The organism is Pedobacter jeongneungensis (assembly GCF_039538295.1).
GTDB classification, from domain to species: Bacteria; Bacteroidota; Bacteroidia; order Sphingobacteriales; family Sphingobacteriaceae; genus Pedobacter; species Pedobacter jeongneungensis.
Map to the genome: position 1 here is coordinate 493915 of NZ_BAABBY010000002.1, position 23245 is coordinate 517159.

Genomic DNA, 23245 nt, shown 5'->3' on the forward strand with positions numbered 1-23245 from the left:
TATTTTTAAAATGAAAGTTTGACATCAAATCCCCATGTTGACATTGGTAAACTAAAACCTCTTTCGAAACCCTGAGCATTACCTGTTGTTGAGGTAGCCTGTGGATCCAGACCTTTTGGGGTATTCTGGAATAATATGGCCAGGTTACGTCCAACCAGCGCTACCCTTGCACTTTTAACTGGCGTTTTTCTAAACCAGGTGCTTTTTAGGGTATAACCCATGGTTACTTCCCTTAATTTGATGTAAGAGGCATCATAAATATATCTTGCCGCGCTCGAAGCACTGTTGTGCGTCCAGTGGTCCATAGGCGATACCCAGGCCATTGAAGGTTTATCGGCCCAAAAAGCGCCAACAGAAGGATCATAAACGGTATTGCCAAGCTGAACGCCTTTCGGACGGGAGCCATCAGGGTAGCGCACGTAATTCTGGAGATAATCGGCACCGGGTTTAACCGTGTTTCCCGGTTGAAGGAAGCCTCTGCGTTCATCCGTATTTTCGCCCAAAATCAGCTGCGAAATAAGGTCGTCATACCGGCCTTCTAAAGATTGTACGGTATTGCCATCAATACCGCCTCTGAATGCGGTGTAAGACCATACTTTTCCACCTGACTGGAAATCAAACATGAAGCCTAAATCTACCGGTCCAACCCTGAAAGAGTTTTGCCAGCCGCCAAACCAATCCGGTTGTATGGAACCTAAATACTGATCAGGCAGGAATTTGGGTTTCCCGTCAACCCCTACATAGATTGCACCATCGGCGTTGCGTTTATAATCGTTTCCGTAAAATACGCCGTATGGTTTGCCCACTTCTGCATAAAGCCTGATATTATCGCCACTGCCCATCTCATAGCGGGTAATGCCTTCTACAAGTGATACTACCTTTGATCGGTTTTGTGCCCAGTTGAAAGTGGTGGTCCAGCTGAAGAATTTTGTTTTAACAGGCGTAACGTTCAGGCTTACCTCAACCCCGGAGTTCTGGATTTCCCCTGCATTCAGGATTTCCCTGCGGTAGCCGCTGGCAGAAATCGCATCTGCTTCTACAATCTGGTTTTTGGTGCTTTTACTGTAATAGGTTACATCGGCATTTACCCTGCCGTTCCAGAGTTTAAGCTCCGAACCAAACTCCCACGATTGCGTTTGCTCGGGTTTAAGTCTGTTGTTTTTCAGCACCTCTTCGCCGGTAAAAAATGGAATCCCAAGGAAAGAACCATTTTCATTCCTGAAGTAACCGCTGTAAAGCCTGTCGAAACCTGTATCGTTACCAACCTGCGCAAAAGAGCCCCTGAATTTAAGATAAGAGAGCACTTTTTTATTTATTTTGAGCGCATCTGTAACCACCACACTACTACCCAACGAATAATAAAAATAAGAGTTGTTGGCCGATGGTAAGGTACTCGACCATTCGTTGCGGGCGGTGGCTTCTAAAAATGCCCAGTTTTTATAGCCTAAATTACCCATACCAAAAATGGCCTGTTTATTTTTGGCCTCAGGTTCTTCAACCGCACCAATAATGCCTTTTGCATTTGATAAACTGGCCAGATCAGGTGTAATGAGCATAAAAGCCCTTGATGACATGCGGTCTGCTTTTACAGTTTGTAAAGAGGCCCCAAAGTTTGAGTTCAGGTTAAAATCCTTATTCAGTTTTTTGTTAAAAGAGAGCAGGGCATTATAGTTATTATTGGTCGATAACCTGTTCCATTTATAGTATTCGCCATCAATATCAAAAGGGGTATAAAGATTGGTAAAATCCCAGCCTTTTTGCTGCTGCAGATCAGTTGCCGCGGTAAGCCTTAGTCTGAACAGCTGGTTAAGTCTGATATTAGCCGTGAGGCTTGCATTTAAAAAGTTTTTACTGTCCTGGTTCGAAGTTTCATTTAACAGCCAGTAAGGATTGGTGAAACCGTTAAAATTGAACGGTGTGCCGCCATTTTGTTTCCATGGTACAAGTTCTGCATAAGAGGCATCTCTCGGGAGATTCGCAATTACATAGAGCGGGTTCCTGTTTGAGCTGTTGCGGAATCCCCTGTTGTCCATATTCTCATAAGTGTACCTGATGTTCGCATCCAGGTCTAAATAATCGGTAATTTTCGCTGTGCTCCTTACATTAAGGTTATGCCTGTCGAATAAATTAAATTTCTCCAAAATGTCATCAGCGGTTTGCCCGGTGTACGAAAGCCTGAAACTCATCGCATCCGTTAGCTTGTCGATAGAAAAACTGTTGGTGATCGCATTAGAGGTTTTATACATGCTTTCGATGGTTTGTGGTTGAGGCACATAATCTTTTACAATCCCGTTTCTGCCTACAACCTTAAATCCCAGCATTGGCATACCCCACGATCGCTGATCCTGGTTTCCCATATTCGGGTTCCATATCCCGTAAGGCAAATTCGGATCAAAGCTTACCCCATTGCCAGAATTGCTGAAATAATTTATCCCCTCTCTTTTAAACTGTCCGGTTTGTCCGGCGCCATATATGTTCTGTAGCGTAGGGAAATTGTACAGATTCCCCAGCATGGTATTAAAACCATAGCTGATTCCCAGTCCCTGCCTTCTGCCGGCTTTTTTAGTGGTGATCAGTACCACTCCGTTTGCAGCATCCGATCCGTAAAGCGCTGCGGCATTTGCGCCTTTCAAAATCTCCACATTTTCAATTTCATCCGGATTGATGCTGTTTACCGGGCTCCCGAAATCAAGATCGCCGTTTTCTCCTGAGTTATTCAACACAGGAATCCCGTCGATCACAAATAATGGCTGGTTGTTACCGGTGAGGGAGTTATTTCCCCTGATTACCACCCGGGTTGAAGCCCCGGGGCCGCCTCCCGAAACAATCTGCATGCCTGCAGCCTTTCCAGATAACATATCAAGCAAGCTGCTTCCGCGGGCCTCCGTCATAGAAGATACATCTATGCTTTGGCGGGCGTAGGCCAGCGATTTGGCTTCTTGTTTAATGCCCATTGCCGTTACCACAACTTCACTCAGGCTTTTCGTATCGTCGAGTAAAACAATGCGTAATTCTGTTTCTGACCTCACCGCAACCTGCTGGGGCAGAAAACCCATGTAACTGAACCTTAAAGTTGTATTAACCGGGACAGTGATCTTAAATTTCCCATCCTGATCTGTTTGGGTGGCCTTTGTATTCGTTGCGCCCACAGCACTTACAGAAACCCCTACAATTGGCTGGTTCGTATTATCGAGCACAGTACCTTTAATGTTAAGTTGTTTGTTTTGAGCTTGCGCCAGCGTAGAAAAAATGACCAGTAATAATGCGAGGCAATATTTGTAAAATTCTATCTTCATTTCATTAATACTTAAATAATGCTGTGATTAATTGCCGGTGTTGCCCTATGGTACAGATTGTTTGATAGGGGCGGTTTGGAATAAGATCTGCTCTTTGATGTGGAACCGGTTGTTCCGGTATCGGTTACCGAAATAAAAGCAACAGGTATAAAGCGGACGTACCGCTTTAAAATAAGTCGATTAATGCTCATAAAATTTGTTTATTTGGTTAAATGCAGAATCATCCTGTTCATTATAATTCAGGTGATGCTACTTGTAGTTACGATTTGGTATTAGTGACTTGCCTGCATATGAATAATCAGCAACAGGCAGCCTGTTATGAAAGTATTAATTCATCATGCAGTGTAATTTAGATGGTTAGTTATTTGGTTATTTTGTTTAATTGGCCCGGTTACGGCTTTAAATCTTTTATAAATTACGTGCAGGGCAATTAATTAATTAATAATAAAGCATTAATTTTCCAGGCTTATTTAATAAAAAACCAGATTGGTATTTTTATTTGTGATTTTTTTGATCAAAATCTCCCTTTCAAACTGTACCTGGCCAAATCAAATTTTTATTTCTTTAAAAAAAGAAGTTGCTTCTAAAACAATATTTAATATTGCGGGCGATTTGTTTGAAAAAACAGGTTGTAAAGGATTATTTTCAGAATATTTCCTTAATTAATCTTTTTTTAAAGTTTTATTAATCCTTCAGGCATAGGTTTGAGCCAAAACACTAACCAAATAGCTCCTGTTGCGTAAATTCTTTACATTTAAAGAGGTAAAACGATTTAATACTTGTGTCTGGTTAATGTTGTAACGCTAAAATCAACAACATGGAAAAAATTGTTTTGGGTGTCGATATTGGTGGCTCCCATATCACTGCCGCTCTTATCGATCTGGAGAAGAAAAAAGAAATATCAAAAACCAGGTTTCGCGCACGTTTAAATGCACATGCTTCTGCCGCTGAAATTATCGGGGCATGGGCATTAACCATCGAAAATGCAATGGGCAGATATGCCGGAATGCCTGCCTGGATCTCGATTGCCATGCCGGGACCAATGGATTATAAAAACGGAATCTGCCTGATTAAGGATCAGGATAAATATGAATCGCTTTATAAAGTTAATATTAAGGAAAAGCTGGCGCAAAGGCTAAATTTTCCGGCAGCTAAAATAAGCTTCCGTAACGATGCGGTATGCTTTTTACAGGGCGAAATATTCAGTGGAAGTATAAAAGGACTGGATAAGGCAATTGGCCTTACCCTGGGCACTGGTTTGGGTACGGCACATATGATAGATGGCAAAGCTTTTGATTCAGATTTATGGAAAATGCCGTTTTTAAAAGGCATTGCCGAAGATTATATTTCTACAAGGTGGTTTGTTACCCGGTTCGAGGAGTTAGCCGAGGTGAAAATCAAAGATGTTAAAGATTTGGTCGAAAACCACCGCGATTCCCCATATTTCCGTTCCATTTTTATCGAATTCAGTATGAATCTTGCTAAATTTATCTATAAGTTCGTAAGAAAAAAAATGCCGCTGGCCGCGGTAATTGGTGGCAATATTGCTCAGGCAGAAGCCTTTTTTCTCGACGATACGCGGAAATACCTTGCACAGATGATGGGCTATAGTTTTCCCATTAAACGCTCTACACTTGGAGAAAAAGCCACCTTAATCGGGGCGGGTTCCTGTTTATAAAAAATAATTGCCCGTTTAAGGCTTTCAATAACCCTATAATTATAACAGCAACACTTATGCAGATAAAAAAAACGGCCCTGATTGTTCTCGTTCCGTTCTTAACGGTTTTCATTTTTGCATTTAGCAGGAAACCTGAACCAGCTAACCGGAAATGGATAGATTTTAACAAGAATGGAAAACTGGATGTTTATGAAGATAAAACACAACCCATAGAGAAAAGGGTTGCCGATCTTCTCAAAAGGATGACCGTAGAGGAAAAAACCTGCCAGTTAACCACTTTGTATGGTTATGGAGCTTTTTTAAAAGACAGACAGCCAACACCCTCCTGGAAAGATAGCGTGTGGAAAGATGGCATTGCCAATATAGACGAACAATTAACAGGACTGAGAAAAGATACCGTTTTTGCATTTCCATATTCATCGCATGCCTCGGCCATCAATACGATACAGCGTTGGTTTATTGAAAAAACCAGGTTGGGAATACCTGTTGATTTTACCACTGAGGGGATCCGTGGGCTTAACCACATGAAAGCAACTTATTTTCCTGCCCAGCTGGCCCAGGGCAGCAGCTTTAACAGGCAGCTGGTAAGGCAGATCGGGCAGGTTACCGCCCGCGAAGCAAAAGCCCTCGGCTATACCAATGTATATTCGCCCATACTCGATGTATCATCAGATCCCAGGTGGGGCCGGATGGAGGAAACCTATGGCTGCGATCCTTTTTTAGTCTCGCAGCTGGGTAAACAGAATATCCTGGGCATACAGGAAAACGGAATCATTTCTACCGTAAAACATTTTGCTGTTTACAGCATTCCGGTGGGCGGAAGAGATGGCGGTGTGCGCACTGATCCGCATGTTGCGCCCAGGGAAATGTGGAACCTTTATCTTGAGCCTTTTAGGGTTGCTTTTCAGGAAGCCCATGCAAAAGGTGTAATGGCCTCTTACAACGATTATGATGGACAGCCAATTATTGCCAGTCGTTATTTCCTGACGGATATTTTGCGCAAACAGTTTGGTTTTAAAGGTTATGTAACGAGTGACAGCCATGCTTTGGAAGATCTTTTTGCCAAACATCATGTCGCTAAAGATACTGCCGATGCGGCCCGTATGGCGCTTGCTGCGGGTTTGAATGTGCGTACTGAATTTAAAAACCCGGCCGATTACCTGAGAGGACTTAGAAGAGGAATAAAAAATGGATCCATCGCCATGAGTGTTGTAAACCAGCGGGTGGCAGAAGTGCTCCGGGTGAAATTTGAAATCGGTCTTTTTGACCGTCCATATGTAGAAGATACACAGGCGGCCGACCGTGCCGTGCACCATAATGAAGCTAAAAAACTTGCGCTGCAAGCTGCAAGAGAGGGGATTGTACTTTTAGAAAATCAGAATAAAATTTTACCGCTCGATGCTGCAAAAACAGGTACGGTTGCCATAATTGGTCCAAATGCCAAAGAGCACAACAGCCTTCTTTCGCGCTATGGGCCAACACATGCCAGCGTAATTACCGTATTTGATGGATTAAAAGCCGCTTTACCCGCAGGTATCAAAATTAATTATGCAAAAGGATGTGATCATATCGATAAAAATTTTCCCGAAAGCGATGTACAGGATTTCGATCTCACCAAAGATGAAAGCGACGCCATAGAAGAGGCGGTAAACCTGGCTAAAAAATCGGAAACCATATTTCTTGTACTGGGCGACAATGAAAATACAATAGGCGAAACCAAATCGAGGCTTACACTTAAACTGCCTGGAAGGCAGGAGCTTCTGCTCAAAAGAATTGCAGCGTTAAAAAAGCCGATGGTATTACTTTTAGTAGGCGGACGGCCTGTTACTTTTGGGTTTGACCATAAAATTATCCCGGCCATTATCGAAACCTGGTACCTGGGCGAATATACCGGAAAAGCAATTGCAGATGTGGTGTTTGGCAATTATAATCCCGGGGGGAAACTGAGCGTACCTTTCCCAAAATCAGTTGGGCAGATTCCGCTTTCTTTTCCGATGAAACCTTCAGCCGATGCAGATAGTAAAGAAGACGCGAATGTGAGCGGTTTTCTGTATCCTTTTGGTTATGGGCTCAGTTACACCGATTTTCAGTATAGCGACCTTAAAATTGTTAATGCCTACCAAACTGAAAAAAAGATAAAAATTAGCTTTAAAATCAAAAATACAGGTAGCCGGGCAGGCGATGAAGTGCCTCAGCTGTATGTGCAGGATGAGGTGAGTTCTATCATCACTTACAGTAAAAACCTGAGAGGGTTTGAACGCGTGCACCTGGATATTGGTGAATCAAAAACCATCAGTTTTATACTCAATCCGCGTGATCTTTCACTTTTGGATATCAACATGAAACGTGTTGTAGAACCCGGCTGGTTTAAGGTTATTATTGGCTCATCCTCAGAAAATGACCGTTTAAGCAGCCGGATAAAAATTTAAAGCACCATATACATGAAAAAGTATTATTTCACCGCTATTTTAATAATTTCCTGTGCTTTTCTTTGTCAGGCACAATATAAGCATCAGAAAAAAACAGCATATCCAAATTATAAACACCTCATTATGGCGGGTTACCAGGGCTGGTTCAGGGCAGAAGGCGATGGTTCTTCATCCAAACATTATGCTTATGGAAACGAAGATAAATCGGGTATAGATATGTGGCCTGATGTAACGGAGTACAGCAAAACCTATCAAACTCCTTTTACGCTGGCTACCGGAGAGAAAGCCCGTTTTTTCAGCTCCTATGATAAAAGCAGCATCGACCTGCATTTTAAATGGATGCAGGACTATGGCGTAGATGGTGTTTTTATGCAGCGCTTTTTTAACAACGCCAGAGAAAAGGAAAGAAAAGGCGATGGCGCAACGATTTTAAAAAATGCTTCCCTGGCTGCTTCTAAATATAAACGCGCCATTGCCGTAATGTACGATCTATCCGGACTATCGGCAAAAAACGAGGATTGCTCAGCTGTTATAGAAGACTGGAAATACCTGGTGGATGAATTAAAACTGACCAATCCGGATGGGCTCAATACCTATTTACAGCATAACGGAAAACCCGTTGTAGCCATTTGGGGCGTCGGTTTTCCGGACCGGCCGTATAATATCCGCAATATTGGTATAGAGCGCCTAATCGATTTCTTAAAAAACGATCCGGTTTATGGAGGCTGTGCGGTAATGCTGGGCGTGCCCAATGCCTGGCGCGAACTAAAAGGCGATTGCATCAACGATCCGTACCTCCATGAGCTGATTGCCAGATCGGATATTGTTTTACCATGGTCAGTGCAGCGCTATACGCCACTGCTCCATAACGATATGGACCGCTTTCGGGATGACCTGATTGAGGATATGAAATGGTGCAGTGCCCGCCATATTGATTATGTGCCCTGCGTTACACCCGGTTTTAGCTGGCATAATTTAAGTAAATATGAATTTCCGGACGATGTGAAACCCGTAGGCTCAATACCCAGACAAGGCGGGCGTTTTTACTGGCAGCAAATTGCTACAGCTTTGCTTAGTGGTGCAGATATGCTGTATGTGGCCATGTTTGATGAGGTAAATGAAGCGACCGCAATTTTTAAAGCCACCGATAAACCGCCGGTAAGCACAAAAACATCATTTATTGGGATGGATGGTATGCCTTCCGATCATTATTTATGGCTAACCGGCGAGGCAGCAAAAATGTTACGTGCCGAAAAACCTCTTACAATTAAAATGCCGAGACGAAATTAACAGATTAACCATGTACCAATACGTTTAACCTAATACAACTATGGCAACATTGGGATATATATTCTATATTCGTAATGTTAATAAATCATGACCAAATTATATCTCTGGAGTGCAGTAATCATCCTTTCGCTCTGCTGCAACAAAAGCTTTTCTCAATCATATGGCCTTGGCTTCTTTAGTCATGAAGTGGTTCAGGACCAACGGACCGGACTCGATTTAAGTCCCGGCAAAAACCTGTGTTTTGAGGATGGCTTTGACCTGAGTTTCGATTTAAATTTTCTACCGAATAAAGACGATTATTTCGGTTACATTTTACGCCTGGTTGTTAACGATTCTGAAAATATCGACCTTCTTTATGATAATGATTTTAAAGAAAAGCATCACTTTAAGGTAATTGTCGGGAATAAATTTTCGAAAATTGCTTTCGAAATTCCTCCTGCTACGCTTTATCATCACTGGAACCAGATAAAATTGAGGTTTGATGCACAAAAATCGCAATTAACCCTGTTTTGTGGTCAATATATTGGCAAAGCGACGGTAAATCTGAAAAAAGGGAGTTGTTTTAAGATCCTTTTCGGGGCCAATGAATATCAGCAGTTTAAAACCTCAGATAATCCCCCGATGAAAATCCGCAACATAAAGATTACCGAAGATGGGGAGCTAAAATACCACTGGCCGCTTGATGAATATGACGGCAACAGGGCCAAAGAACTCGTTGGCGATAACAAAGCCGGTGTAAACCGTGCCTTGTGGATTAAAAAAATGCATTACGACTGGCAAAGGCTTGGGAGTTTTGTAGTAAAAGGACCTGCAAGTACCGCATTTAATACCAAAAAAGATGAGGTGTATATTGTGGAAAGAGACTCGCTCAAAACTTTCTCGGTGAGCGATACCAAACTCAAATCGTTGCCTTTTGCCAATAAACTTACCCTTTTAAGAGGAAACTATTCGCTGTACGACGAAAGCAGTAACCGTTTGCTCAATTTTTACGCCGATCAGAAGACTGTTAGTGTTTTCGATTCCGCATCCAGAACATGGTCTAAAGATTATAATCCCAAAACCCCTATTACCGACAACTGGCTTTTTAATAAGTTTTATTCTCCAAAAGATTCTTCATTGTATATGATTGCAGGCTATGGCCACTTTATATACAAAAACCAGGTCAATAAATACCATTTTCCAACCGGTACCTGGCAACAGGAGCAGTTTAAAGGTGATGTTTTTACACCGAGGTACCTGGCTGCGCTTGGGCAATCGGGAAATGGGGCCTACATTATCGGTGGCTATGGAAGTACAACAGGTAAGCAGATGCTTAACCCGCGCAACCTGTACGATTTGCTGTACTTTGATATGGATAAAAAAACAATCAAAAAGCGCTATGAACTTAAAGTTGGGGGAGAAGATTTTGTTTTTGCAAATTCACTGATCATTAACGAAAAAGAACGTACATTTTACGGCCTGATATTTCCGCGGCACAGGTATGATTCTAAACTGCAGCTCATTGTAGGTTCGCTCGATAAACCGGAATATAAACTGAGTGGCAGTAAAATCCCGTACAGGTTTCATGATATCAATTCCTATTCAGACCTTTATTATAGCAGATCTTCAAAGCGCTTTATTGCAGTTACCACTTTTCGCGACAGTACCGATAAAACGCATGTCAATATTTATGCGCTCAATTCGCCGCCATTAGATGCTCCTGATAAGCTTTTCGCAGAACATTCTTCATTCTGGTACTGGTTTTCCGGTTTGTTTCTGGTTGCCATGGGAATCATCTTTTTTGTCTTCAGAAATAAAAAAGCAACCAAGCCGGTGTATCATGCTCAGGTTCAATCATTTGCTGATCCGGGTGAAGAAGTAAAAGAAACTGCCCTTATTGAAGAAACAGTAACCGGAAACAAAAGTTCAATTTTTCTTTTTGGCGATTTACAGGTATTTGATGATGATGGTCAGCAGATTACCAAACAGTTTACGCCACTTATAAAGGAACTTTTCCTCGTGGTTCTGCTGTACACAATAAGGTGGGAGCGCGGCATCAGTTCAGATAAACTTAAGGAACTGCTGTGGTTTGATAAATCGAACGAAAGTGCCCGGAATAACCGCTCGGTTAACATCGCTAAATTAAAAAGTATCCTCGATAAGATCAGCAATTGCCAGATTTCGAAAGAAACCGGTTACTGGCGCATCAATATCGATACCGCAGTTACCTATACCGATTACCAGGAGTATGTGAATATTATTAAGGATAAATCGCACCTCGATCATCAAAAAATCAGGCGTCTTGCCACCATTATTAAACGCGGACCATTCCTGCCTACCGTAAATTACGAGTGGATGGACAGTTTTAAGGCCGAAATATCGAACGAAATCATCGATTCTTACCTGCATTTTTCGCATTCGGTTGGAATAGAAAGCGATCCTGAATTATTGATCGAACTTTCCAGTTATATCTTTTATTTTGATTCGGTAAATGAAGAAGCAATGGTAATTAAATGTAAGGCACTTGTTCACCTGGGGAAACATTCTATAGCTAAAAATACTTACGAAAACTTCTGTAAAGAATATAAACTCCTTTATGGAGATGAATTTCAGAAAAGCTTTTCAGAAGTGCTGGTTTCAACCCCGGGGCATTAATACATATGGCTCGCCAGAGAGCAAATATTTCCGGGCAGATGATCTTTGATTTTTGTTACCCATTTCTACTCAATTAACAGCAGATTAACAATCCTATCAGTTAAACCGGGGGTAAAATTATGCTCACAAAAAATGCTGTTAAATTATTTTACTGTTTTTATCGCTCTGTTTTTAACTGATTGATTTTCAGTTGGTAATCAGGTTTTTTGTGTTTTTAATCGCCGAATAGTTACAAAAAGGCTTTTTAAATTAATTGTTTATTAATTTTTTTTTAAGCCGCCGGCCTAATTTCACCTTCTGTTAAACTAACCAGATTAAACCTATTTTATGAAAAAGATTAAATACATCAGCTGCCTGATTGTAACCGTCATTTTGCTTTTCAGCAACAGTTTATCTGCCAAAAAGCAGAAAGTCCTTATTTTTTGTAAAACGGCAGGTTTTCACCATAATGCCATTGCCGATGGCGTAAAAGCCATCATAAAACTAGGTACAGAAAATAATTTCGATGTTGATAGTACAACAAATGCAATCAACTTTAATCCCTCTAACCTCGAAAAGTATAATGCCGTAATTTTCCTGAGTACCACCGGTGATGTATTAAACGATACACAGCAAAAAGTTTTTGAAGATTATATCCATCATGGTGGTGCTTTTGTGGGCGTGCATGCTGCAACCGACTGCGAATACCAGTGGCCCTGGTATGGCAAATTGGTAGGGGCTTATTTTGCCGGTCACCCCAACCAGCAGGAAGCCGAACTGAACGTTATTGATAAAAATCACCTTTCAACAGAAATGCTTCCGGCTCTATGGAAAAGAAAAGACGAATGGTACAACTTTAAATCTGTTGCTGCTGATCTGAAAGTGCTCATTACCATTAACGAGAAAAGTTACGATGCAGGCAAAGCCAAAATGGGCGATAACCACCCTATGGCCTGGTACCATACCTACGATGGCGGAAAGGCTTTTTACACCGAACTGGGCCATACCGAAGCTTCTTATACCGAGCCATTATTTCTTCAGCATTTACTGGGTGGAATTAAATATGCACTTGGCCGAAAAAAATAACCACAACACAAACAACAAATGAAAAAGAACAAAAAAATCGTAATAGGGATACTGGCGCTTTCGAGTTTCATTTATACCTGTAAAGTTACCCAAACTGCCCTTAAACGCGATGCCGATGGAAAAATCATCGTTAACACCAATCCATCTCCCGCTTATCTTTCTCCGGAGGAAAGTATGAAAACGATTCACCTGCAAAAAGGATATCATTTAGAACTCGTGGCCAGTGAGCCCATGATACACGAGCCTGTTGCCATTGTTTGGGACGGAAACGGAAGGATGTATGTTGCCGAAATGAATACCTATATGCAGGATGTAGACGGTACAGGGGAGATGAAGGCTGTATGTTCGGTTAAAAGGCTGGAAGATACGAATGACGACGGAAAAATGGATAAATCGGTCATTTTTATCGATAATCTGGTGTTGCCGAGGATGATTTTAACCCTTGATGATCGTTTGCTGGTGAACGAAACCAATTCTAACAACATTTACAGCTACCGCGATACCAATGGGGATGGCGTGGCCGATGAGAAAAAACAGGTATTTAATAACGATGCCATTAATACAGGTAATCTTGAGCACCAGAAAAGCGGTTTAATCTGGAACATCGATAATAAAATATATGTTACGGTAGAAAATGCGCGCTACAGTTATGAAAACGGACAAATTAAACGCGAATTTTTACCAGAAGGCGCAAGCGGACAATGGGGGCTTACCCACGATGACTATGGCCGGTTGTACTTTTCTGCTGCCGGTTCCGAAACCCCTGCTTTAAACTTTCAGCAGAACCCGGCTTATGGCAGACTTGATTTTAAAGACCAGTATAATGATGAATTCCAGGCAGTGTGGCCGATTATTTCTACCCCGGATGTACAGGGCGGAGTGAATCGCCTCCGTCCGGATAGCACCCTGAACCACTTTACGGGCTGTACCGGGCAATCTGTTTTCAGGGGAACCGCTTTACCGAACGATGCCAGAGGCGATCTGTTTATTTGTGAGCCGGTTGGCCGTTTAATCCGCAGGGCAAAAGTGACCAATACTGCCGGAAAAATTACCCTGACCAATGCATATAACAAAGAAGAATTTATTGCTTCTACCGATATGAATTTCCGTCCGGTTAACAGTGTAACCGGCCCCGATGGAAGCCTTTACATTGTAGATATGTACCGCGGAATCATCCAGGAAGGAAACTGGACAAAACCTGGAAGTTTTTTAAGAAGCAAAATCGTGCCACGTGGATTGGACAAAAATATTGGCCGTGGCCGCATTTACCGGGTGGTTTATGATGGGATCAAACCCGATAAAAAACGTCCGCAGATGTTAAACCAACCGAGCAGCGAACTGGTGGCTTATCTGGAGCATCCAAATGGCTGGTGGAGAGATAATGCACAGAAATTATTGGTGGTACGCGGCGATAAATCGGTTGTTCCGGCCTTAAAAACCTTGGCCACTACTTCTGCAAATCCGCTTGCCCGTATCCATGCACTTTGGACGCTTAATGGCTTAAAATCTCTCGATGAGCCAACCTTAAACCAGGGTTTAAAGGATAAAGATGCTTCGGTGAGAAAAACTGCGGTTTGGATCTGCGATGAAAAATTGAGGGAAGGCAACACCAGTTTATTAAGTATGCTTGCCACACTTAAAAATGATCCGAGCGAAGATGTACGTTTTCAGCTTGCACTAAGCCTGCGTTATGCAAAAGCCGATCAATCGAAAGCCTTATTGGCCGATGTGCTGGCACAAAATAACAATGTTCCGGTTCTGGTAGAATCGCAGAAGAAATACCAATCGGCCATTGATGCCAAAGCCGCTTCGGAGCGTAATGCCAAATTAATGGCGGAGGCCGACCGTAAACTGGTAACCGAGGGCGGACTGATTTTTAAACAGCTTTGTGCCACCTGCCATGGTGCTGACGGAAAAGGTGTTTCCATCGGTGGCAAAGATATGCCTGCGCCACCGCTTGCCTCATCAAAAGATGTAACCGGCGATCCTCAGAAGCTGATCAAAATTTTGCTTCACGGACTTTCGGGGCCAATCAATGCTAAAACCTATCCTGATGTTATGCCCGCTTTGGGTTTTAATACCAACGATTATATTGCTTCGGTTTTGAGCTACATCCGTAACGATTTAGGCAACAAAGCCAGCACCATCAAACCCGCTGATGTAAAAAAAGTGCGTGATTTACATGCCTCACGCACCAAACCGTGGACAATTACCGAACTCGAATCATCTAAATAAAACCTATAAAAAACACTATGCCAAACATTCAAACCAACAAATTATTTTGGGCAAGCTGCATGGCCCTGCTTGTTACCTCGCTTTCTTTCGGAATCAGGGCGGGCATGATGGGCCAGCTTGCCAATGAGTTTCAGCTTAATGCCACACAACTGGGTACCATTACTGCTACGGCTTTCTGGGGTTTCCCATTGGCCATTATCATTGGTGGTTTCATTGTAGATGCTGTGGGTATGAAACGCCTGCTGGTTGCCGCTTTTGTATTTCACCTGGCAGGAATAGCTTTAACCATTTTTGCACAGGGTTACTGGAGCCTGTTCCTTTCTACCTTGCTTATCGGCATTGCAAACGGAACAGTTGAGGCGGCCTGTAACCCTTTGGTGGCCACTTTATTTCCCGAAAACAAAACCACAAAATTAAATCACTTTCACTTATGGTTCCCCGGTGGCATTGTAATCGGTACGCTCGTAGTAACACTTTTTGTAAAAGTTGGTTTGAGCTGGCAATGGCAGGTAGCAGCCATGTTGCTTCCTACACTGGTTTATGGTTTTCTGTTTTCCAGACTCGATTTTCCTAAAACCGAACGCGTTACCTCTGGTTACAGTACCTCCGATATGTACCGTGCCGTATTATCGCCGCTTTTTATTTTTATGTTCATCTGTATGTTCGGCACAGCCATTACCGAACTTTTTACCGGACAATGGATTGGTCTGTTATTGAAAAATGTAACCGACAATGCTTTGCTTTTGCTTACCCTTACCACGGGTATTATGGTTATCGGCCGTGCGTTTGCCGAACCGGTTGTACATAAACTGGCACCGCAGGGTGTTTTACTGTTATCGGCCATATTTGCTGCCAGCGGATTGTATATGTTGAGTACGCTTACCGGAAGTTCAATTTTCCTTGCCGCCATTGTATTTGGGATTGGTGTATGTTATTTCTGGCCTACCATGATCGGTTTTGTGGCCGAAAACATCCCGGGTTCAGGCGCATTGGGCCTCAACTTAATGGGTGGGGCAGGCATGTTCGCGGTATCCATTTATACCGTATTTATGGGCAGTTTTTACGATAAACTGATTGTGAAACACCTTCCGGCGGGTGCCGATCTTAAAGTGTATTCAAAAGCATCAGAAGGTTCACTACTGGCACAGGATCTGAACGAGGCCAAAAATATGGCCGGACCTGAAATTTTGCAGGCCACACTGGTAATCCCTTTGATACTGGTACTGGCTTTCACCGGATTATTGCTTTATATGCGCTCCAGAAAAATACGGGCAGCAAAATCTTTACATGCTATTTAAACAAGCTTCTATACCAATTTACGATAACCTTTAACCCATAAATGAAGAACCTATTCATATCCTGTATCGCCCTTTCCAATATTGTATTGCTCTCTCTTAATTCCCTTGTTGCCCAAGCACAGGAAAAAAATAATGATGGTGCCGGAAACCTCAGATATATTGATCCACGTATTGGTAATGTGGGTCAGCTTTTGCAGCCTACCCGGCCAACCGTGCAATTGCCCAACCAGATGATCCGCATGTTTCCGCAACGTAGCGATTATATGGACGACCAGATTTCAAGCTTCCCCCTAAATATTGTTTCCCACCGTTTGGGCGAGGTATTTTCCATCAAACCATCTGTAAAAAAGATTGAGCTGGCAAACTGGAAAAATCAGCTTACCTACGATTATGACCTTGAAGTAACCCGGCCCTGGTATTACAGTACCTTTCTGCTTGATGATGAGGTGAATGTTGAATTTGTACCCGGAAAAAAGACCGGTTATTACCATTTTGTATTTCCTGCAAATGCAGAGAAATCGCTGTTGCTGGGCACGTACAACCCCGGTGAATCGGCTTATAAATTCATTTCCGATACCGAAATAACCGGCCTGGAAACCTATCATGGCAATGTTAAGGTATATTTATATGGTGTTTTTGATGCCGGTGCAAGTTTTGGTGTGGTTAAAGGCGGTCAGGTGGTAAATGAGCGTGCCATTGATGGTAAAAGTGTAAAAGCGTGGATCAGTTTTGACCAGAGCAAGGCAAAAAACATCAGTTTCAAATATGCCATTTCTTACATCAGTGCTGCTCAGGCTAAAAAGAACTATGATGCAGAATTTACAGGACAAAGTTTCGAAAGCATTAAAACGCAGGGCGAAAATGCCTGGGCAAAAGTAATCAACCAGATCCAGACCACCGGAGGCACAGAAGCGCAAAAACGTTCGTTTTATACCGCACTTTACCGTACCTACGAGCGCATGGTGGACATTACTGAAGGTGGCCAGTATTTTAGTGGTTACGATAACAAAATCCACCAAACCAGCCGTCCATTTTTTGTTGATGACTGGGCATGGGATACCTATCTGGCACATCATCCGCTCCGCGTAATCTTAAACCCCGCACAGGAAGAAGATATGCTAAATTCTTATGTGAATATGTACAGCCAAAGCGGCTGGATGCCAACATTTCCGGTACTTTTTGGCGATCACGTTTGCATGAACGGTTTTCATTCTACTGTAAGTTTTCTGGATGCCCATCGTAAAGGACTGAAAAATTTCGACATGGCCGAGGCTTATAAAGGCATGTACAAAAACGCAACCGAAGCCACCATGTTACCCTGGAAAAATGGCCCTAAAACAGAACTGGAAGAAGTATATTACCAGAAAGGTTATTTTCCTGCTTTGCATCCCGGCGAAAAGGAAACTGTTGCAGAAGTACATAATTTTGAAAAACGCCAGGCTGTAGCCATTACCCTCGGGCATAGTTACGACGATTGGGCTTTGGGCGAACTGGCCAACGATTTAGGCAAAACAGCCGATTATAAAAAATTCAATGCCCGCGGACAGAACTACCGCAATTTATGGGATCCGAAAAAGCAATTATTTATGCCAAAGGATAATAAAGGCAACTGGATCAATATCGACCCTAAATTCGATGGCGGAATGGGCGGCCGTGATTATTACGACGAAAACAACGGTTGGACTTATGTTTGGCAGGTACAGCATGATGTGAAAGGTTTGATTGGTTTATTCGGCGGAAGCAAAAACTTCGAAAACAATCTCGATCAGCTTTTCAGGGAACCCCTTGACAGGAGTAAATATGAATTTAATGCTAAATTTCCTGATGCTACCGGTCTCGTAGGTCAATATTCGATGGGTAACGAACCAAGCTTCCATATTCCGTATTTGTATAATTTTACTGCTTCACCATGGAAAACCCAGAGAAGGGTACGCTTTTTATTAAATACCTGGTTTAAAGACAATGTTTTCGGTATTCCCGGCGATGAAGATGGTGGCGGTATGACGGCTTTTGCCGTATTTTCTTCCATGGGTTTTTATCCGCTTACGCCGGGTATTCCTACTTACACCATCGGAAGTCCTGTTTTTGAAAAAGTGAGCATAGCCTTACCCAATGGCAAAACATTCCGTGTAATTGCCAGTAACAGTTCGGTGGTGAACAAATACATACAAAGTGCCAAACTGAACGGAAAAGAATTAAATACACCATGGTTTACCCATGAGCAACTGGTTGGCGGTGCTACTTTAGAACTCGAAATGGGGCCAAAACCGAACAAAAATTGGGGAAATGGAACTATAAGCCCAGGCAAATAATGAAAAGGAATAAGATATTATTAATCATGTTATGCTTTGCTTATACGGCAAATGCACAGCTTAAACATAGCACTACGAGTGCGTTTAAAAGTTATAAAGGTTTGGTAATGGCCGGTTACCAGGGCTGGTTTAATGCGCTGGGAGATGGTGGCGGACGTGGCTGGAACCATTATGCCGGAGCCAAGGGTTTTGCCCCCGGCAGCATTAAAATCGATGTATGGCCCGATGTTTCCGAATACAAGAAAACCTATAAAACCGCTTTTCAGCATGAAGACGGAAGTCCGGCCTACCTTTTCAGTTCTTACGACGAATCGACCGTTCAGCTGCATTTTAAATGGATGGAGCAGTACGGTATTGATGGGGTATTTGTACAGCGTTTTGTTTCAAATCTTAAAAATGCAAAGAGTTTGGCGCACAATAACAAAGTACTTCGTTCTGCGCTCGATGCGGCCGGAAAACATAAACGTGCCATATCGCTGATGTACGATTTTTCAGGTATGCAGGAGGGCGACGAAGACCTGGTGATCAATGATTTTAAACACCTGGTAGACAGTTTAAGGCTCACCACCCGTGGCAATAAACAAACTTATTTATACCATAACCAAAAACCACTGGTTGCCTTGTGGGGAATTGGCTTTAACGATAAAAGGCGTTATACGCTCAAAACCATCACCAAAATTATGGATTTCCTTCAGCACGATCCCGTTTATGGCGGTTGTTCTTTATTACTCGGCGTACCTACACAGTGGCGCGAGCTTAAAGGCGATGCCATTGCTGATCCCGGACTGCTCGAAGTATGCAAAAAAGCAGACATTATTCAGCCATGGTTTGTGGGGCGTTTTAAAGAGGAAAACATCCCGGTAATGATGGAACGGATCAAGGCAGATATGGCCTGGTGCAAAGCCAATCGGCTGGATTTTGTTCCGGTAATTTATCCGGGCTTTAGCTGGCATAACATGAAACCCAGTTCTCCATTTGATCAGATTCCGAGAAACAGGGGCCAATTTTTCTGGAAACAGCTTTCAGGTGCGATTAATAGTGGTGTAGAAATGATTTATGTAGCCATGTTTGATGAGGTAGATGAAGGAACGGCCATTTTTAAGGCTTCCAAAAATCCACCGGTTGGAGAGAATAGTTTTGTGAAATTCGAAGAAGGCATACCAAACGATTATTACCTCTATCTGGCTGGTTTTGCATCGAAAATGCTCAAAAAAGAAATTTCATTCCAAAATAATATTCCATTACCCAAATAAGAACACTTACAGCCGGGGCTTACTGTGTGAAGAACCATTAAAACGACCAAATTATAATGCTTAAAAAACGACTAAACCTTTCTTTATCAATATTATTCAGCCTGTTTCCCTTCTTTTCGCTATTTGCCCAAAAAAGTATAAACGAACACTTTGATAGCGTACAAAAGCTCGAAGCTACCGGGCGTGGAACAGTCAAAATAGAACAGGGTGTTTTAAAAACGAAAGCTATTGATGTTGCTTTTGGAGATTCAGCAGCCAGCGATTATGAAGTGAGTTTTAAAGCCAGAACGCCAGAAAGTGAAAAACAGGTGCAGATATGGGCCGGTTTCAGGGCTTCATCACGAAACGATAAATACATCCTTGGTTTGAGGGGTGGTATCCAGAACGATTTATACCTGGCCAGATTGGGTTACATGGGAACCGACGATCATCTGGCGCTCCGCCACCTTGATTTTAAGCTTGTTCCCGGAAAGTGGTATAATTTCCGCATCCAGGTGGTAGGCAACAGGATCAAGGTTTTTCTGGAGGATAAAACCCTTCCGCTTATTGATGTGAAAGATCCATATACAAAGTTTTCGCCGAAAGGAAAAGTAATCCTTGGCGGAAGCTGGCTGGCAAACGAATTTGATGATTTATCGATCAAACCATTAGCGGCTGATGCTTTTAAAGATGATAAAGTGCAGGAATATGCTACTCCATTGGTAAATAAGGCACAAAAAAGAGTACAGGAGCGCGCTGCTTACAAACCGGTAAAGGTAGGCACAGTGTCAAACGGCAGGACCAGTCTCTCGCTCACCGGAAAATGGTTATTTGCACCCGGATATGAAATCAGCGATCCCCAAAAGGCCATTTCACCCGAAAGTAGTGATGAAAACTGGCATGTAATGACCGTTCCACAGTTTTGGAATCCGAACCGGGAGTGGTTGCATGGCGAAAAGTACAATACTGCAAGCAAAGGTGTGGCCGATAATCATTACCAGAAAGAAATTGAACGCTGCGAAGCCTATACTTTCGATTATAAAAAAACAGATGTAGGTTATTATCGCCAATGGATCGAACTCCCGGCTGAAGTGGCTGGCAAAACCCTAGAACTTGATTTCGATGCGGTATCAAAGGTAGGAGAGGTTTTTATAAACGGCAAAAAAGCCAGCGAGCCACACATCGGCATGTTCGGTGCTTTTAAAGTTGATGGAACAGGCTTGTTGAGACCAGGTCGCAATCTGATTGTAGTTAAAGTTTCGAGAGATTTTGTAAAGGACATTAAAGATGCCGATAAAGTAACCGATGTGGCCGTAACGGTGCCCATTACCAATAAAATGATTAAAGATTTAGCGCATGGTTTTTATAACGACGATCCTGCAGGCATCTGGCAACCCGTATCGCTAGTGATTTCCGATCCATTAAAGATCACCGATGTATTTATCAAACCTAATTTAGCAGGTGCAGATATCGAGCTTACTGTAAAAAACAATACTGCTAAAAGCAGTGCATTCAATCTGGCTACATCAATAGTTGATAATCAAGATCTACGCGCATTATTCACAGGTGAAGCTTTAAAAGATCAACATTTGAATGCTGGTGAAGAAAAGGTTTTCAAATATAGCATCAGTAGTTTAAAACCTAAATTATGGTCGCCGGCCAAACCCAATCTTTATAATTTTAGCTTTATCTTGAGTAAAGGCAAACAGGAAACTGATCGTTTAACGGTAGAATCGGGCTTCAGGACGTTCACCGCAAAAGGCGATTATTTTTACCTGAACGATAAGCCCTACTGGCTGCGGGGTGGAAACCATACGCCAATGTCGCTGGCACCAAACGATACTTTATTGGCCAATGCATTTTCTAAATTGATGCACGATGGCAATATTGCCGTTACCCGTACCCATACCGCACCTTATAGCGAAGTTTGGATGAATGCTTCCGATCATCAGGGTGTAGGGGTGAGTTACGAAGGTGGCTGGCCATGGCTCATGATCAACAGCAGTATGCCAGATACTAAACTGATAGAGCTTTGGAAGAATGAATTTTTCGACCTGATTAAAAAGTACCGTAACCATCCTTCGCTTTTATTCTGGACGGTAAACAACGAGATGAAATTTTATGATAACGATCCTGATATGGAACGGGCGAAACTTAAAATGAAGATCATTTCGGACGTAGTGAAAAAAATGAGGGAAATCGACCCCACCAGACCCATCAGTTTTGATTCCAATTATATCCGCAAGGAGAAAAAATTTGGAAAGGACTTTTATACTACCATCGATGATGGGGATATCGATGATCAGCATTGGTACCTCAACTGGTATCATGGCTCCATCTTTTCCGAATTTAACGGCGAATGGCAACAGCGTTTCAAAAACCCGGGCAGACCGTTGATTAGTCAGGAGTTTTCTACGGGTTATCCTTCCGAAACCGGGCACCCGACGCGTTTTTATACTTATGTACATCAAAATCCTTCCTCATTGGTGGGGAACTATGCTTACGAATATGCCGATCCGAAATATTTTTTAGAAGCACAGTCATTCATCACCCGCGAATCGGCTGAGGCAGTAAGGCGTACCAACGATAAAGCTGCGGGTATTCTGCATTTTGCAGCCCTCACCTGGTTTAGCAATATTGAAGATGCCAAACTGCTTAAACCAGAGCACACTTATTACCAGATGAAAAAGGCTTTGCAACCCATTTTGGTATCTGCAGAGTTATGGGGAAGGCATTTTTACGCAGGGGCAACCTTGCCTGTCCGTTTTTATGTGGTGAATGATAGTGAAGACGGAAAAGCCATTTTGCAAAGCACTATTCAATGGTCAATCGAAGATAAAAATGGAAAAGTATTAAAAGAAGGCAAAGAAACGATGCCTCCTGTTGATTATTATGGACGCAAATGGATTGCACCAAAAATCAACCTTCCTGAAAACCTTTCTTTAGCGAAAACAGATGCTAAACTGGTGGTTAAACTCATCGAAAACGGGAAAATAATCTCGGCAAATGATTACGAAATCACCATTGCCGATAAAAATTATATTAAAGCAGATGGCGTTAGCGATTCTAAGGTTGTTTTGGTTGATCAGGGAGGTAAAATTGCTCAGCTCGCTGCAAATTCAGGTTTAAAAGTGACTATTGCTGCTGATGTTGATGCCGCGATAAAACAAAAACCAAATGTACTGATTTTAAGCGGATTGGATTCGGTAAATACCTCAGCTACAACAGCTGCTGCTATCCAAAAATTTGTAAAAAATGGCGGTAAACTATTGCTGTTAAATAGTGGAAGTCTGGCTTCAGTGATATTTCCTGAACAAATTAGAAGTATAGTAAAAGAACAGGGGGAAATTGTTTCGATGGAAATTCCTGAATCAATTGTTTTTAAAGGAATTGAACCAATGGAACTGCGCTATTTCAACAATAACGAAAGGCAGAACCCAACGGTAAGTTCGGGTGCCTACCGCATTAACCGAGGCACGGGGGTAGAAGCCCTCGCCGCATTTACCAGGGTGCATGGTTATCTCGAAGGAAATATAGACCAGCGTACCAAAACTTTAGATGCCATCAGGGGTTTTCCGATTGTAAAGGTAACCGATAAAGGAACCGCAATACTTTCTGAAATGTTGCTTACTAAAGGAAATACCGATCCAATTGCCGCAAAGCTTTTTGTAAATATGGTGGAGGAGTTGGTTAAGGTGAAAGACTAAAGCTAAAAGACCAAAGTGAAAAGACGCAAGCAAAAAAAAACGTCATTGCGAGGAGGTACGACGAAGCAA

General features: G+C 42.5%; 11 protein-coding genes. 10 read left to right on the forward strand and 1 reads right to left on the reverse strand.

The window, feature by feature from the left end; translation table 11 throughout:
• Positions 1-5 precede the first annotated feature (5 nt).
• Positions 6-3296 carry a SusC/RagA family TonB-linked outer membrane protein gene (locus tag ABD769_RS05725; protein WP_344850150.1) on the reverse strand — a complete coding sequence of 1097 codons (3291 nt, stop codon included), beginning with the start codon at positions 3294-3296 and terminating at the stop codon, positions 6-8.
• Positions 3297-4113: 817 nt separating this feature from the next.
• On the opposite strand from ABD769_RS05725, the gene ABD769_RS05730 reads away from it, so the two are divergent.
• From ABD769_RS05730 to ABD769_RS05775, 10 genes are all read left to right on the forward strand, one after another.
• A complete protein-coding gene (locus ABD769_RS05730) occupies positions 4114-4974 on the forward strand; it encodes an ROK family protein (protein WP_344850152.1) in 861 nt (286 codons plus the stop codon).
• Positions 4975-5030: 56 nt separating this feature from the next.
• Positions 5031-7403 carry a glycoside hydrolase family 3 N-terminal domain-containing protein gene (locus ABD769_RS05735; protein WP_344850154.1) on the forward strand — a complete coding sequence of 791 codons (2373 nt, stop codon included), beginning with the start codon at positions 5031-5033 and terminating at the stop codon, positions 7401-7403.
• A gap of 12 nt (positions 7404-7415) precedes the next feature.
• Positions 7416-8693 carry a glycoside hydrolase family 99 protein gene (locus ABD769_RS05740; protein WP_344850156.1) on the forward strand — a complete coding sequence of 426 codons (1278 nt, stop codon included), beginning with the start codon at positions 7416-7418 and terminating at the stop codon, positions 8691-8693.
• A gap of 87 nt (positions 8694-8780) precedes the next feature.
• Positions 8781-11327 (forward strand): Kelch repeat-containing protein, encoded by a 2547-nt coding sequence (locus ABD769_RS05745; protein WP_344850158.1) that lies wholly within the window; start codon positions 8781-8783, stop codon positions 11325-11327.
• 327 nt (positions 11328-11654) lie between these two features.
• On the forward strand, positions 11655-12392 hold the full coding sequence (locus ABD769_RS05750; protein ID WP_344850160.1) for a ThuA domain-containing protein: 738 nt from the start codon (positions 11655-11657) through the stop codon (positions 12390-12392).
• An 18-nt stretch (positions 12393-12410) separates the two neighbouring features.
• Positions 12411-14627 (forward strand): DUF7133 domain-containing protein, encoded by a 2217-nt coding sequence (locus ABD769_RS05755; RefSeq protein WP_344850161.1) that lies wholly within the window; start codon positions 12411-12413, stop codon positions 14625-14627.
• 17 nt (positions 14628-14644) lie between these two features.
• On the forward strand, positions 14645-15925 hold the full coding sequence (locus tag ABD769_RS05760) for an MFS transporter (protein ID WP_344850163.1): 1281 nt from the start codon (positions 14645-14647) through the stop codon (positions 15923-15925).
• Positions 15926-15966: 41 nt separating this feature from the next.
• Positions 15967-18237: a GH92 family glycosyl hydrolase gene (locus ABD769_RS05765; RefSeq protein ID WP_344850165.1), complete on the forward strand. Its 2271-nt coding sequence runs from the start codon at positions 15967-15969 to the stop codon at positions 18235-18237.
• Complete coding sequence (locus ABD769_RS05770; RefSeq protein WP_344850167.1) at positions 18237-19490, forward strand: glycoside hydrolase family 99 protein; 1254 nt, start codon at positions 18237-18239, stop codon at positions 19488-19490. Before ABD769_RS05765 ends, ABD769_RS05770 begins: the two co-directional genes overlap by 1 nt.
• Before the next feature lie 56 nt (positions 19491-19546).
• Positions 19547-23176 (forward strand): glycoside hydrolase family 2 TIM barrel-domain containing protein, encoded by a 3630-nt coding sequence (locus ABD769_RS05775; RefSeq protein WP_344850169.1) that lies wholly within the window; start codon positions 19547-19549, stop codon positions 23174-23176.
• Positions 23177-23245: the final 69 nt, after the last annotated feature.